15 protein-coding genes and 1 pseudogene are annotated in these 13,887 nt (G+C 65.1%); 8 read left to right on the top strand and 8 right to left on the bottom strand.

The annotated features are described in order from the left end of the window. Positions 1-22 precede the first annotated feature (22 nt). Positions 23-1,567 carry an alkaline phosphatase family protein gene (locus AUR64_RS10245; protein WP_058581801.1) on the top strand — a complete coding sequence of 515 codons (1,545 nt, stop codon included), beginning with the start codon at positions 23-25 and terminating at the stop codon, positions 1,565-1,567. A 75-nt stretch (positions 1,568-1,642) separates the two neighbouring features. After that, the gene (locus AUR64_RS10240; protein ID WP_058581800.1) at positions 1,643-3,001 is read left to right on the top strand and encodes a sulfatase-like hydrolase/transferase; all 1,359 of its coding nucleotides are present in this window, start codon (positions 1,643-1,645) and stop codon (positions 2,999-3,001) included. A 27-nt stretch (positions 3,002-3,028) separates the two neighbouring features. Here the strand turns inward: AUR64_RS10240 and AUR64_RS10235 are convergent, their stop codons facing one another. Genes AUR64_RS10235 through AUR64_RS10220 form a run of 4 tightly spaced genes read right to left on the bottom strand, consistent with a single transcriptional unit; the run spans position 3,029 to position 7,559 of the window. Continuing rightward, positions 3,029-3,946, bottom strand: a complete 918-nt coding sequence (locus AUR64_RS10235) for a hypothetical protein (protein WP_058581799.1) — start codon at positions 3,944-3,946, stop codon at positions 3,029-3,031. Beyond that, positions 3,943-5,334 carry a sulfatase-like hydrolase/transferase gene (locus AUR64_RS10230; protein WP_058581798.1) on the bottom strand — a complete coding sequence of 464 codons (1,392 nt, stop codon included), beginning with the start codon at positions 5,332-5,334 and terminating at the stop codon, positions 3,943-3,945. The genes AUR64_RS10235 and AUR64_RS10230 overlap by 4 nt, the downstream gene beginning before the upstream one ends. After that, positions 5,331-6,407, bottom strand: a complete 1,077-nt coding sequence (locus AUR64_RS10225) for a glycosyltransferase family 4 protein (protein WP_058581797.1) — start codon at positions 6,405-6,407, stop codon at positions 5,331-5,333. Before AUR64_RS10225 ends, AUR64_RS10230 begins: the two co-directional genes overlap by 4 nt. Positions 6,408-6,416: 9 nt before the next feature. After that, positions 6,417-7,559, bottom strand: a complete 1,143-nt coding sequence (locus AUR64_RS10220) for a glycosyltransferase (RefSeq protein WP_058581796.1) — start codon at positions 7,557-7,559, stop codon at positions 6,417-6,419. Positions 7,560-7,668: 109 nt separating this feature from the next. Between AUR64_RS10220 and aglJ the strand changes: the two genes are divergently transcribed. Further along, entirely contained in the window at positions 7,669-8,625 is a 957-nt protein-coding gene (gene aglJ / locus AUR64_RS10215; RefSeq protein WP_058581795.1) for an S-layer glycoprotein N-glycosyltransferase AglJ, read from the top strand. 81 nt (positions 8,626-8,706) lie between these two features. On the opposite strand, the gene AUR64_RS10210 is transcribed toward aglJ, so the two are convergent. After that, positions 8,707-9,033 carry a hypothetical protein gene (locus AUR64_RS10210; RefSeq protein WP_058581794.1) on the bottom strand — a complete coding sequence of 109 codons (327 nt, stop codon included), beginning with the start codon at positions 9,031-9,033 and terminating at the stop codon, positions 8,707-8,709. 97 nt (positions 9,034-9,130) lie between these two features. On the opposite strand from AUR64_RS10210, the gene AUR64_RS10205 reads away from it, so the two are divergent. Further along, positions 9,131-9,340, top strand: a complete 210-nt coding sequence (locus tag AUR64_RS10205) for a ribbon-helix-helix domain-containing protein (protein ID WP_058581891.1) — start codon at positions 9,131-9,133, stop codon at positions 9,338-9,340. Between the two features lie 48 nt (positions 9,341-9,388). Here AUR64_RS10205 and AUR64_RS10200 read toward each other — a convergent pair. Together AUR64_RS10200 and AUR64_RS10195 are read right to left on the bottom strand one after the other, a co-directional pair. Continuing rightward, a pseudogene (locus AUR64_RS10200) lies at positions 9,389-9,805 on the bottom strand (hypothetical protein); the annotation flags it as partial. Positions 9,806-9,874: 69 nt separating this feature from the next. Next, on the bottom strand, positions 9,875-10,558 hold the full coding sequence (locus tag AUR64_RS10195) for a hypothetical protein (RefSeq protein WP_205628390.1): 684 nt from the start codon (positions 10,556-10,558) through the stop codon (positions 9,875-9,877). 154 nt (positions 10,559-10,712) lie between these two features. On the opposite strand from AUR64_RS10195, the gene AUR64_RS10190 reads away from it, so the two are divergent. From AUR64_RS10190 to AUR64_RS10175, 4 genes are all read left to right on the top strand, one after another. Continuing rightward, on the top strand, positions 10,713-11,168 hold the full coding sequence (locus AUR64_RS10190; RefSeq protein WP_058581791.1) for a zinc ribbon domain-containing protein: 456 nt from the start codon (positions 10,713-10,715) through the stop codon (positions 11,166-11,168). Between the two features lie 120 nt (positions 11,169-11,288). Continuing rightward, positions 11,289-11,903 (top strand): TetR/AcrR family transcriptional regulator, encoded by a 615-nt coding sequence (locus tag AUR64_RS10185; protein WP_058581790.1) that lies wholly within the window; start codon positions 11,289-11,291, stop codon positions 11,901-11,903. 132 nt (positions 11,904-12,035) lie between these two features. Further along, on the top strand, positions 12,036-12,821 hold the full coding sequence (locus AUR64_RS10180; protein WP_058581789.1) for a VOC family protein: 786 nt from the start codon (positions 12,036-12,038) through the stop codon (positions 12,819-12,821). Between the two features lie 54 nt (positions 12,822-12,875). After that, entirely contained in the window at positions 12,876-13,358 is a 483-nt protein-coding gene (locus AUR64_RS10175; protein ID WP_058581788.1) for a cupin domain-containing protein, read from the top strand. 32 nt (positions 13,359-13,390) lie between these two features. Here AUR64_RS10175 and AUR64_RS10170 read toward each other — a convergent pair whose 3' ends face one another. Then, positions 13,391-13,681: a DUF5779 family protein gene (locus tag AUR64_RS10170; RefSeq protein ID WP_058581787.1), complete on the bottom strand. Its 291-nt coding sequence runs from the start codon at positions 13,679-13,681 to the stop codon at positions 13,391-13,393. Between the last annotated feature and the right edge of the window lie 206 nt (positions 13,682-13,887).

Genomic DNA, 13,887 nt, shown 5'->3' with positions numbered 1-13,887 from the left:
GGGGTGTACCGATAGGCCGGACATGACCGTCTACGTCGTCGGACTCGACGGGGCCGACTGGTCGCTGCTCCGCGACGGCATGGACGCGGGCGAGTTCCCGGGATTCGCGCGCGTCGCCGACGAGGGCGTCACCGGTAACCTCGAAAGCACGCTGCCGCCCATCACGTTCCCCGCGTGGAAATGCTACTCGACCGGCAAGAACCCCGGTAAACTCGGCGTCTACGAGTGGTTCGGCTACGACCGCGAGGAGCAGTCGATAACCACCAACGACTCCTCGAACTTCCGTTCGCGCGAATACTGGGACGTACTGGCCGACCACGGCGTCACCCCCGCCGTCGTCAACATGCCGACGACGCATCCGCCGAACACCGACGACGGCGTGTTGACCGTCGCCGGCAGTCCCGCCTCCGAGCGTGGCGAGTTTACGAAACCCACGTCGCTCAAGTCTGAACTCCTCGACGCCGTCCCGAACTACCGAACGAAGCCCGATTTGGTCCTCGACGAGGCGACGCCCGAGGAACTGACTTCGGAAGCGACGACGCTCGCCGACCAGCGCTTCGACGCCGCCGAGTGGTTCGCCGACGAGAAGAACTGTGACCTCGTCCATCTCACCGTCTTCGTCACCGACACCGTCCAGCACCGCCTCTGGGACCACCCCGAGAAGATTCAGGAACTGTACGGTCGCATCGACGCCCGACTCACGGCGCTGTTGGAGCGCGAAGACACCGAGACCGTCTTTTTGATGAGCGACCACGGGTTTACGGAAATCGACGAGACGTTCCTCGTCAACCAGTGGCTGAAAAAGCGCGGCGACCTCGCCGTCGGCGACGCGGGCGGACGCAACGCGCTCGCCTCCGTCGGAATCACCCGCGAGCGACTCAAACGCGGCGTCGACCGACTCGGCCTCGTCAACCTCGCGCAGGCGCTGATACCCGAGTCGCTACAGCGCTTCTTCCCCAGCGAGAGCGGCCGCCTCGCCATCCAAGACGCCCCCATCGACTGGACGGAGACGAAAGCCATCTCGCTCGGCCGCGGCCCCATCTATCTCAACGACGCGGCGTTCGAGAGCGACGCGGCGCGCGCGGCCTACCGGAACTCGCTCGCCGAGGCGCTCTCCTCGCTGGAGACGCCCGACGGCGACCCCGTCGCGGCGGCGGTCCACCGCCCGGACGACATCTATTCGGGCGACCTGTACCGCACACCGGACCTCGTCGTCGAGTACGCCACGGGCGTCGACGCGCCGGAAGCTATCGGCGGCAGCGTCTTCGGCGAGCGAACCGAGTGGCTTGCGACCCACCGACGACAGGGCATCTTCGGTGCGTGGGGCGACGGATTCGGTTCCGGCCGATTCGACTGCACGCTGTACGACCTCGCGCCAACCATCCTCCATTGGTTCGGCGCACCGGTTCCAACCGACATCGACGGGAAAGTTCAGCGGGCTATCCTCATCGGCGAACCCCAACAACGGAGCGTCCAAGAAGGCCCGGAGACGGCGACGGCCGGCGGCGGCGAAACAGCAGGTGAGGAAGTCGAAGAGACGCTTCGGGATTTGGGCTATATGGACTAAGTTCGAGAGCGCTCGTTCGACTGCGATTCTGCGAAAACTCACAAAATTCAAACGAACTGCCGACGACCTTCGGGTATGCCCGACCGCCCGAACACCCTCCTCGTCTCGTGGGACAGCGTCCGCGCCGACCACCTATCGACGCACGGCTACGAACGTGAGACCGCCCCGTTTCTGTCGAGCGTCGCCGAAAATGGGTTGATTTTCGAAGACGCACAAGTATCGGGCGTCGGCACCATCACGAGTTTCACGGGCGCGTTCACCGGCGCGCACGCCGACGCGACCCAGCAGTCCATCGAACCCGCCGACTGGAAGGCGGCCAACGCCGACCGACGCCTGCTCTCTGAAGCGCTCTCCGACGCCGGCTACCACACCGGTGCGGTCCACTCGAACGCGCTCATGAGTCGCTTCTACGGCTGGGACCGTGGGTGGGACGTGTACAAAGACAACGTCGTCACCGAATCCGACGGCGACTCCGAGTCGGCGAGATGGTGGAACCGGGTGAAAAAAGAGCGCCTCCTGCCGACGCTGCGTCGCATGGGCGTCGCGGGCGCGGTCATCCACGGCCGCAACATCGCGCTGAAGACGCCGTCGTACGTCGAGTGGGAGCGGATGTGGGACGACGTACAGCAGTTCGTCGAGGAGGCACCCGAACCGTGGTTCCTGTGGGTACTGCTCGTCGATACGCACCACCCGTGGTGCGCACCACCCCAGTACCGCGAGTGGGAACAACCCGGCTTCCGCGGCGCGCACGCTTGGAACTACCTCATGCGCCGCTACCCCGAGCGAACCGGGGACCGACGCCCCGCCATCGTCAACGCCTACGACAACGAGATTCGTCACGCCGACGCGTTCCTCCGGAAGTTGGACGGTCTCTTAGAAGAGACGGACAACGACGACGCGGCGCTGGTCGTCCACAGCGACCACGGCGACGAACTCGGCGAACACGGCGAGTACGGCCACTCCTCACAGCGGATGTTTGACACGCTCACCCGCGTTCCCCTGATGATGCGCAACGTCGGCGAGACGGGGAGAGTCGAAGGCCCGCACACGCTGTTGGACCTCGGCAGCACGATTTTGGACATCGCCGGCAGCGACGAACGCCTCGCGGACCGCCCGTCGCTGCTCGGCGACGAACGAGAACCGAGGGAGTCCGTGGTCGTCGAGAATCTCGCGGGCGAGGGCGACGCTCGCGCGGCGGCCGTCGGCGAGGAGTGGAAAGTTCTGCATCATCCCGATACCGGGTGGCACGCCTACTTCCGCCCCGAGGACCCGCTGGAACGCGAGGACCGCTGGGGCGACCACCCCGAGGAACTCGAAGCCGTACTGCGCGCGCATCTCGCCGACAGGGAAGGCGTCACCGTCACGGGACAGAAGGGCGACGACGACATGAGCGACGTACAGGAACGGCTCACGAATCTCGGCTACATCGACTGACGGTCGCAAAACGGCGGTGCGCCGCGCTCACAGATAGCCCAACGCGCCCAACTTCTCCTCGATATCGCCGCGCTCGACGTTCCGCTCCGTCTCGGGTTCGTGTGTCCCGTCGTCCTCGGCGGTCGTCTCGTACCACGGCACCCGCCGAACCGACGGAATGGGAACTTTCGGGTGGCCGTAGACACCCCACTCGCCCTTCGCGTTACCGTGGTCGGCGCTGATGACGACGCGTTCGGCGTCGAGGTTTTCGAGGAGCAGTGACACGTCGTCCAGCACGTAGCGGAGATTCTCCCGGTAGCTCTCCCACACCCGTTTTTCGGTGAGTTCGCCGCGTCGCAGTCGGTCCCACGGCGAGTCCCAGCCCGCGCCTTCACCGAGCGTCTCGCTGTTCATCCCGCCGCCGAGGGGGTCCGGTACCGACGGAAAGTGCGGTTGCATGTAGTGGACGACGAGTCGGTCGGCGTCGGTCTCTCTGCCCGCCGCGATGGCGCGGTCGGTGACGGGTCGCGCCGGAATCGTCCCGGCGTCGTCGTCCCACGCGTAGCGCCACACGTCGTCGAGGCGCAGCAGGTCCCTCTCCGAGAGCACGCGATGACTGAACGGGTTGCCGGTGACGTACGCCGTCCGGCGCATCTCGTCTCGATGGTCGTCGGTGAACGTCCCTTCCATCCAGTCGATAGAGGAACTACCGACCGACACGAGTTCGTCGGGCCGATTCAAGAACGGATACTCGTCGGCGACTTCCCGCATCAAATCGACGCGACAGGCGTCGAGCAGAATCAGTGCGTCCCACTCGCGGTCGTACACGTTCGTTCCTTCGGGGTAGAACTCGTTGATTCGGCGCAGGCCGCCGAGATACAGTTCGTACCCGCTCTCGCGGAGGCCGACGACGCCGTCGTCTCTGATTCGATTCCTCGTGTCGGAGACCCAGTCGCCCAGCGTCATTCCATATACCCCAAATCCCGCAGGTGTTGTTCGACCATCTCGTCGTCTTCGTCGACGGCGACGTCGCCGCTGCGGAGTCGACGCATCTCGTCTCGATGCTCGTCGAGCGCCGCGCTCAGTGATTCGTACTCGTCGGGGTTCGACTCTCTGCGGTCGTCCTCGGGACGCTCCTCGGGCGTCTCCCGAATCTGGAAGCAGAACTCGCCGTCGTCGGCGTGGCGCAGCAGTTTCCAGCCGTCGGCGCGGCGGGCGTAACAGCGTCCGTAATCGACCTGTCGGCCAACGTCGCCGAAGGCGTACTCACGGGCGTCGATTTCGCCGCGAGCGAGTTCGAGCGCCGACTCGCCCTGCCACGCAGATGGCGAGTCGACGCCCACCGCGTCGGCGAGCGTCGGCGCGGTGTCGAGCAGGCGTATTTGGCCATCGACGGTTTTCCCGTCCGTTTCCTCGTCACCGACTCCGTCGAGGACGAACGGCACGTGGACGACGCCCTCCCAGAACTCCGGCGGGTGACCGGCGTGATTGTGTTCGCCGACGAGTTCGCCGTGGTCGGCGGTGAGACAGACGGCCGTCTCGTCACGCATCTCCCGATTCTCCAACGCCCCGACGAGCGCCTCGAACTGGTCGTCGGTGTAGGCACACTCGGCGTCGTAGAGGCGGCGAATCGTCTCCCACTCCTCGTCGGTCATCTCGTCGGGATGGTGAGTCCCTTTCCGCGAGAGGCGGCGACAGTCGGCGACGCTCAAGGGAGTGTCGAGGAACTGTCTCTGGTACGCCTCGGGCGCTTCGTAGGGGTGGTGGACGTCCATGTAATGGAGCCACGCGAACCACGGCTGTTTCTCCGGGACGGTGTCGACCCAGTCGAGGAACCGCTGATTGAGCGACTCGGCGCGCTCGTACTCGCTGGCATCACCAGCAGAGGCCGTCGCCACCGCCGCGTCGACGCGGTTGTAGACGCGCTCGATAGTACGAAAGAGGGGGCCGCTCTTGTCGAGATTCGACTGGACGAACTGTTTCAGTTTTCCCGCTTCGGCGGACCCGCTGGCGTCGTGCATCAGGTCGAAGCCGCGGTCGTAGTGGTAACTCCCGCTGGCGAAGTGGTTGTCCGTGAAGCCCGCGGTGGCGTAGCCGTTTTCGCGGAACTGCTCGGCGAGCGTCACCACGCCGCTTCCGCTCTCGCTGTCGGCGTCGGGGATTCCCAGCCCTTCGATGCTGGCGAAGTGACGACTGGCGTGAATCGCCGGGAACGACGCGGGCGTCGACGGACCGTTGGCGACGCAGTCGGTGAACTCCAGTGCGCCGTCGGCGAACGACCGGGCGAAGGGCATCACCCGGTCGTCCACCCGGTCGGCGCGCAGCGAGTCGACGGTGACGAGGAGGACGTTCATGGCCGACTCTCCGCGTCGGAGGACAAAAGCGCACGGTACTTCGATTCGAGCGCGTCGACCACCTCGGTCCACGTCGGCAGCGGCGTCGCGGGCGCGTCGAGTTCGACGACGCGCCGGACAGCCTCAGCTACCGTCCCCGAGTCGACAGCCGAAACGCCGAGGCAGTCGGCTCTGTCGGCCCAGTCGACGAGTGCTCCCGCTTCCCTGACGAGTGCGGGCGTTCCCGCCGCCAGCGACTCGGCAACGGTCATTCCGTACGCCTCGTGCGTCGACAGCGTGAGATACGCCGCCGCGCCCGCGTAGAGATTCGGTAATTCGTCGTCGTCGACGTAGCCGAGAAACTCGACGCGTTCGACGACGCCGATTTCGCGGGCGAGTCTTTCCAACCCCTCACGATACGACCCGCTCCCGGCGACGAGCAGGTCGTACTCCGGGAGGTCGCTCAGTGCGCGAATCGCGTGCTGGACGCCTTTGTACTCGACGAGTCGGCCGACCGTGAGCAGATACGGCCGCGAGCGTTCGCAGGGCGTCGCGTTCTCGAAGCGTGCGACGTCGAGGCCGTTCGGAATCACCGTCGCATCGACGCCGAAGTCGGATTTCAACTGCGCTTTCTCCCACTCGCTCACCGCGATGACTTCGTCGGCGCGACGGAGCGCCGTACCGCCAATCGGTCGGTAGAGTTCGAGCAATTTGTCGCGGACGTCGTCGGCGCTGGAACCGTGGTAGTGCGGCGTGGCGACAAACGGCCGCGACCCGCCTCCGAGTGCCGCCAGCGCGAGCGGAAACGAGTGGTAGTTGTGCGCGTGAACCACGTCGATTTCGGCGACTGCGTTGCGGACGACCCGCGCGACGCCCGGCGCGAAGTGGAACGCGCCGCCGGGAGCGACGCCGCGGCATCGTCGAATCCGAACGCCGTTTCGACGCTCGCGGCGCGACACGTCGGCCCCGGCGTCGGCGGTGACGACGGTGACCTCGTGGCCGCGCGAGACGAGTTCCTCGCTCACCCGTCGGACGTGGGTCTCGACACCGCCCGCTCTGGGCGGGTAGCGGTGGGTGACTTGGAGAATCTTCATCGTCGACGATTACTCGTACTGCTCGCGCAGTTCCGCATCGACTTCCCAGATGGGGCCGCCTTCGCCCTGCAGCAGGCGGACGCTCGCCCACCACAGCGAAATCTGGGTGTCGAACAGCGCGTACGCCGACTGCGCGGGGCCGAGTCGGTCCGTCGACCCGAGGGCGACGACTGTCAGAAGCAGAATCGGCACCGCCAACGCCAGCGGGCCGCCGAACAGCGCCAGCGCGAGCGTCGAGAGGACGATGCCGCTTGCGATAGCCCACGGCGACAGCACCATGAAACACCAGTTGAAGGGGAGAACGGCCCAGCCGTACAGTCCGTGGCGGAACAGCGCGTCGCGGTTGCGCGAGAGCAGGCGAATTAAGCCCATCGCGCGGCGGTCCTTCTGTTTTCGGCGCTTGCGGAACGCCGAGTGCGACGCCTCCATGTACTGTATTTCTGGGTCGAAGACGACGCGGCCGCCGTTCTTTCGAATCTTCATCGCCAGTTCGGTGTCGTCGGCGATGGAGTCCTCGTCGATGGGGACGATGGCGTCCCGCTCGAACGCCGAAAACGGCCCGTGGAAGATGAGCGTCGAGTCGAGATGCGACTCCAGCGTTTGAATCCGCGCTTGGATGTCCCGATATCCTTCCTCGGTCTCGCTGCCGCCGAGCACGTCGACGTTGCGGCCGGTGACACCCTGTATCTCGGGGTCGGCGAGGTTCGCCACCGCTTCGCGGAGCGCGTCGGGGGCGATTTTCGAGTCGCAGTCGGTTTTGACAACCACGTCGTGTTTCGCCGCGGCGTACGCCTCGTTGAGCGCGATAGCGAGTCCGCGGCGCTCGTCTTCGCGCAGGAGCGTCAGCGTCGGCGCGTCTCGCTCGTCGAAAAAGGACTCGACGAGTTCAGGCGTGGCGTCGTCGCTGGAGTCGACGACGACGACTTCGAGTTTCTCCATCGGGTAGTCGAGCGCGAGGATATCGTCGAGTTTGTTCTCGACGATGCGCTCTTCGTTGTAGGTAGGGAGGACGATGCTGACGGTCGGTTCGGCGGGGCGTTTGTCGGCGGGCGACCCCTCGGGTCGGAGGAGGCCCAAAAGCGACAAGAACAGCGCGTACGGCAGACCGGCGAGGAAGAACAGTAGGCCGGCAAGCCGGGCGAGACGCTTCATAGCTGCCGGTATCCGACGCGACGACAAAAACCCCCGCGATGTGAGCTTTCGTTTCCTCTTCGAAGCAGGAGGAAGCGTTTTTATGCACCCCTCGACAACTCATCTCGAAATGGACCGCGCCGACGTCTGTGTGCTCCTCCCCACGTACGACGAGGCCGAGACTATCGGCGAGGTCGTCGACGGCTATCGCGCGCAGGGCTTTTCCGACATTCTGGTCATCGACGGTCACTCGACCGACGGAACGCGCGATATCGCCCGGCAGCACGGCGCACGCGTCGAAACGCAGTCGGAGACCGGCAAGGGACAAGCCATCCGCGAGGCGATGGAGTACATCGACGCGCCGTACGTGTTGATGGCCGACGGCGACGGCACCAACCCGCCGAGCGACGCGGGCACGATGCTCGAACCGCTGGACCACGGCTACGAACACGTCGTCGGCAACCGCTTTGCCGACATGCGCTCGGGCGCGATGACGGGGCTGAACAAGGTCGGAAACCGAATCGTCAACAACGCGTTCGCGTACATCCACGGCGAGAACTTCGCGGACATCCTCAGCGGCCACCGCGCGTTCACCCGCGAGTCGTTCGAGCGACTCGACCTCACCTCCGACGGGTTCGGCATCGAGACGGAGATGTCCGTCGAGTGCGCGAAGCGAAAGATTCCGACGACCGTCGTCCCCGTCACCTACCACCCTCGCCCGGACGGGTCGGACACGAACCTCCGTCCGTTCCGCGACGGCAGCATCATCTTCCTCGAACTGTATCGCCGTGCAAAGACGAACAATCCCCTCTTTTACTTCGGCAGCGTCGGCACGCTCTCGACGCTCACCGGTGTTCTCATGGCGTTCTACGTCGCCTACGAGTGGTTCGTCCCGCCGCGGGTCTCCCACGAAGTCATCGCCCTCGGCGCGGCCGCGGGCATCCTCTTCGGCGTCCAACTGCTCATCTTCGGCGTGTTGGCGGATATGATTCTCACGTTCCACCGCGAGCAACTGCGGCGAATCGAGGACCTCGACGAACGAACCGAGGGGTCGGCACCGAAACGGAAACCGAGACAGAAGCAGTAGTCGGCCGCCGTTCGTCCACTGCGGACCGTACGGTCGTCTCGCTCTCCGTCAGCGAGCGAGAGAAGAGACGAGACTGCCCGATTAGAACGGTATCAGTGCGCGGAGGCGGCCGAACACGCTCTTGCTGACGGCCGCTCGTTCCTCCTCGAAGACAGGGTGAAGTTTGTCGAGCAACTCCGTTTTGTTCTCGAACCGCTCTTGGTGAATGCGGTCCAGCGCCTCCGAGAGGTCCAAGGTGCTCCCCGAGGCGTCACACGGAATCTCGGTGGCGTGTATCTCGGCGACGAGTTCGTCGCTCGTCGCCGGGAACTGTACCCCGGCGTCCGACAGTCGCGCGTCGAGAGCGGCGATGCCGAACTCGATTTGGTCGGGTTCGGAGTTATCGCGCTGTGGGGGCCGCGCTGCCATGAACCGGTGTTGGGACTCGAAGGACAAAACCCCCACGGCGACGAGACAGCTCCCGCCAGTCAGCGTCTTTATCCGAGCGCCGTTCCTCGTGAGTGGTATGACGGAGTACACGACCGTCTCCATCCCGAAGGAACTCGCCGAACGCGTCGACGACACCATCGAAGGGACGAGTTTCTCCAGCACGAGTGACCTCGTTCGCTTCCTGCTTCGGAGCATCGTCATCCAACACCAGCGACAAGGCCAACTCACCGAAGCGGAGTTCGAAGAGATAGCCGACCAGTTGACCGACCTCGGTTACCTGAAGTAAGAGACGACGAGGCGACGGGACAACCGACACCCGGCCACTGTCCCGGTCTCACGTGAACGACTCTTGAGGCGGTTCGGCGTCGAGAATCGTCAGTTCGAGCCGTGTTCCCGCCCGGTCGAACGCCGCGAGCGAACGGTCTTCCCACGGCGGGATGGCGACGAGGACGACGCCCGCGAGGTCGTCGCGTTTCGTCACTTCGAGTTTTCCCTGCGGATGGCTGACGAAGCGTGCTCGGCCCCGGCCGGCGGGCGTCGCTAAGTCGACGCCGAAGATGGCGTTGACCGCGCGTCCGGCGTCAGGGAGGTAGAAATGTGTCAACACCGGCGTCTCGGCCCCGATGTCGAGGTCCGCGTCGAACTCCCCGGCGGGCGTCGTCGACAGCACGACGTTCGTCCGTTCGGGTTCGGCGTCCTCGGCGAGGTCCAAGAGCACGTCGACCAATCCGCGGGTTACGTAGACCACGCGCGGGCGTTCCGGGTGCGGTGATATAACCTCGTTGACTCGGCGTGAATCGGGGGGTCGACTTGCGCCGAACTACCCCGAGACCATCATCTTCAGCGTCTTGCCGTACAGCGACGGCGTCCGCTTCCGTGAGTGCTCCAGCGCGTCTGCGAGCGCTTCGCTGGCGTTCTCGTGGACACCCTCCCCGTGGCCGACGAGAATCCGTTCGGGTTCGAGACCCGACAGCGCGCGTGTCGGCGGGAACAGACGAATCATCGGGTGGACGCCGAGTCGTTCATCGTCGGCGAGGAAGTACGCGGCCGTCCCGACTGCCTCGGGAACGACCAGTGTGCCGCGGTTCTCGTCGTAGAGGCCGACTTCCTGCCACGGCGGCACTGTCGAGTCCCGGATGGTGAGCGCTCGGACCCCAGTATCCCCGAGTTCGCGCCCGAACCGCTCCACGTCGGCGTTGAGTTTCTTTGCGACGCCGGTCATCCAGTCGGGGACGTACACCGTGGCATCGTGTCGTCGCGCGAGCGCTGCGGCGTCGCGTTTGTGACGGTCGAGGCCGACGACGACGCCGACGACGTCGCCAAACTCGGCGAGTAGGTCGTCGACGCCGTCGGCGTCGACAGGGTCGACGACCCAAACGTCGCCGTCGAGTTCCAGCGCGTGACTCGCTCGCTGCATCTCCTCGTCGGGGTGGGCCAGCCAGCCGACGCCGTGGTCCCACCGGTCAATCTCGCGGAGTTCCTCGTCGCCACCTTTCATCGGCATGCGCTCACGTTAGGGCGGAAGACGGATAAATGACGCTCCGAGTCCGTGACGGCGTCTTAGTTGGTGTCGTGCGGTTCCATCTCGGTGCGTCCGAGTCGAACTGTCCGTTCCGCCGAACAGAACGTTCAAGTTCGCCTGTTGATTCCTCCCAACTATGGTCAGTCTCCGACGACTGAAACCGTTCGTCGCCGGCATCCTCGGCGTCTTCATCGCCGGTCTCGGCCACCTGTTTCTGGGACGGTGGCGGCGTGCCATCGCGTGGATGGCGCTCGTCATCGTTGTCGGCGAACTGTTCTTCTCTCCGGAGACGCTGGCGTTTCTCGAAGCGACGGCCGCGGGCGGGTTCCCGTTCGTCGCCGAACAACCACCGAGTTCGCCCGTCGTTCTCGAAGAACTGCTGCTGGTCTCGTTCGTCATCGTCGCCAGCGCGGTCGACGCCGTTCTCGTCGGGATTCGGACGCTCCGTGCCGAAGACGCGGCCGCTGCGAACGAAGGCGAACCCGCCGAGGAGGAGACGTGGACGTGCCCGAACTGCAGAAAAGACGTCGAGACCGACATGGAGTTCTGCCCGTGGTGTGCGGAACCGGTCGACCCCGAGGCCCGCGGCTGACTCGACGGTATTCGACCCGATTCGACGGGATTCTCTCCGACCCGACCGGATTCTCCCCGACCTGACCGGGCCGCAGAGACAGAAGCTATAAGCGACGCGTTCGACGACTCCAATCGACCGATGGGTGACACAGAGGAGACGACGACGGACCAACCGACCCGCGACGCCATCATGGAGGCGACGTTCACCGCGTTGACGAAACACGGCTACGCCGGGTTGACGATGCAGAAAATCGCCGACGAGTTCGACAAGAGCAAGTCGCTTCTACATTACCACTACGACACAAAGGACGAACTGCTCGTCGCGCTCTTAGATTACATGCTGGGACAACTCGACGAGCGACTGGCGCTCGACGAGGAGTCGGACCCGTTGGAGCGCTTGACGACGCTCGTCGATATGCTGCTGTTCGGGCCGGACCGCGAGGCACACAAGGCGTTTCAGACGACGCTGCTCGAACTCCGCGCGCAGGCACCCTACAATGAGGCGTTCCGCGAGCAGTTGACGACGAACGACGCGGCCATCCACGACCTGTTCGTCGACATCGTCGCCGACGGCGTCGAACAGGGGACGTTCCGCGAGGTCGACCCCGACGCCGTGGCGACGCTCGTGTTCTCGGCACTACAGGGCGCGCGGGTCCGCTGGGTGACCCTCGACGAAGACGACGCGCCCGACGAACTCCGAGACGCGTTGTTCACCTACCTCGTCGACGAACTCGAACCCGAAGACGACGCCTGAGCCGTCAGTTCCGACAGTCGTCACCGGTCACCACCTTCTTCGGTTTTCTCTCTTCTCTTCTTCTCCTGCTTCACTTTCTCTCGCCTCTCCAGCGCCGACGCGCTCTTGACACCGACGGGCGTACGAGTTCGTATGCTGGTCGGCCTCGCACATCTCGGCCTCGAAGTGAAGTATCTCGACCGAGCGCGGACGTTCTACGGCGACCGTCTCGGTCTCCGTCCCGACGACGGCGGCGACGACACGCTGGTCGTCTATCCCGTCGGCCCCGTCGAACTCCGGATTCGGCGGCCGACCGGCGTCCCTCGTGGGGGCCTGCACACCCACTTCGCCTTCTCGGCACCGAACGACGAGTACGACGAGTGGTTGGCGCATCTCGACGAGTTGAATCCCGAGGAAGTGCAGTTCGGCTCCTATCGGTCGTTGTACGTCGACGACCCCGACGACCACTGCGTCGAAGTCGGCGGCACCGAACACGAAGCGTCGGAACGAGACGACTCCGACGAGCAGGACGACCAAGAACACCACCAAGACACCGCACCTGCGCTCACGGGCATCTTCGAGGTGGTCCTCGAAGTGACCGACCTCGATGCGGCGGAGAAACGGTACACGGCACTCGGCTTCGAGGTGGTCGATCGCGGCGACGAGCGACGGCGGGTTCGGCTCCGCGGCCCCGCTGAAGCCCACGAAGATGCACGTCATCGCCCGTTCGACCTCGAACTCTGGGAGCCCCAATTGGGTTTAGCAGACGCCCGCGGCGGCGTCCACGTCGAACTCGGACTCGCTGTCGACGACTCCGACGACGCTGCCGAGACGTTCTCGGAGTTCTCTTGTGAGTCTCTTCCGGCGGACGGTGACGAGCGCCGAGTGCGCGACCCCGACGGACACGTACTGACGTTCGTCGACGCGGGCGGCGAGTAACTCGTTCTGCCGCGGTCCCGAAACCTAAAGCGGAGAGACGCAAAACAGCAGTCCATGCCCGAGTACCGCAAGGTGACCGTGGAGTCGGTGGCGAACACGCCGAACCCCACGCGCGAGAAGAAGGAGATAGACGAGGCCGTCGGCGCGAGCGAGTTCGGGTTCAACGTGTTCACCGCCGACCCCGGCGAGCAGGTGCCGTGGGGCTACCACCGCCATCCCGACCACGAGGAACTGTTCTACGTCCTCTCGGGGCAACTGCGCGTCGAGACGCCCGACGGCGAGTTTCTGGTGGAAGTCGACGAGGCCTTTTTCGTCCCGCGCGACGCGCCGAACCGCGCCGTCGCCGCGGGGGACGAACCCTGTCGATTCGTCGCCGTCGGCGCGCCGAAAGACGCCGACAGCGCGGTCATCGAAGAGGAGTGTCCAGCCTGCGGCGAGGACACCGACCGAACGTACGAGACTGTCGAAGACCACGGACGGACCGTGTACGTACTCTCGTGTGCGGACTGCGGTGTCGAGACGCGGCGCTTCGAGTGAACGTCGGCGAGTGTCGCTCCGTCTCCCGTCAGCTATCGGAGTCGGTCGGTGTCGATGTCGACGCCCGGCGGCGTGACGACGAGGAACTTCCGGAAGTGCATCAACTGCCCGCCCATATCCTTGACCTCGCGGGCGAACCCGGCGGCGAGTTTGTTCAAGTCGCCGTGTACCGACAGTACCAGTACGTTTCCTTCGGTGATGTTTCGGACCCACTCGTCGGGTTCCGTCGACCCGTCGAGGACGCCGAGGACGACGTCGCCGCGAATCTCGCCCTTTTCGATGTGGGATTCCGCAGTTCGGAGGTCGAGGTCGAACTCGCTCATACGCGGCACTTGCGCGAGGGTATCAAAAATCCTCGCCTTCTGGCCGCGTTTCGAAGCCTCTGTTTTCGCTTTCGTTCACTCGCCTGTCGCACCTCGTACGCTGTTCGCCCAAGCCGCCGACGCCGCCGCGTCGTGACCGTTCGGTCACATCGATTGGCGCTGAAGCCACCTGTCCGAACGAACGTTTAGTTTCCCGTCACTCTTCG

It is taken from the genome of Haloprofundus marisrubri, assembly GCF_001469955.1.
Taxonomy (GTDB): Archaea; Halobacteriota; Halobacteria; order Halobacteriales; family Haloferacaceae; genus Haloprofundus; species Haloprofundus marisrubri.
This window is presented reverse-complemented; position numbering and strand designations above follow the sequence as displayed.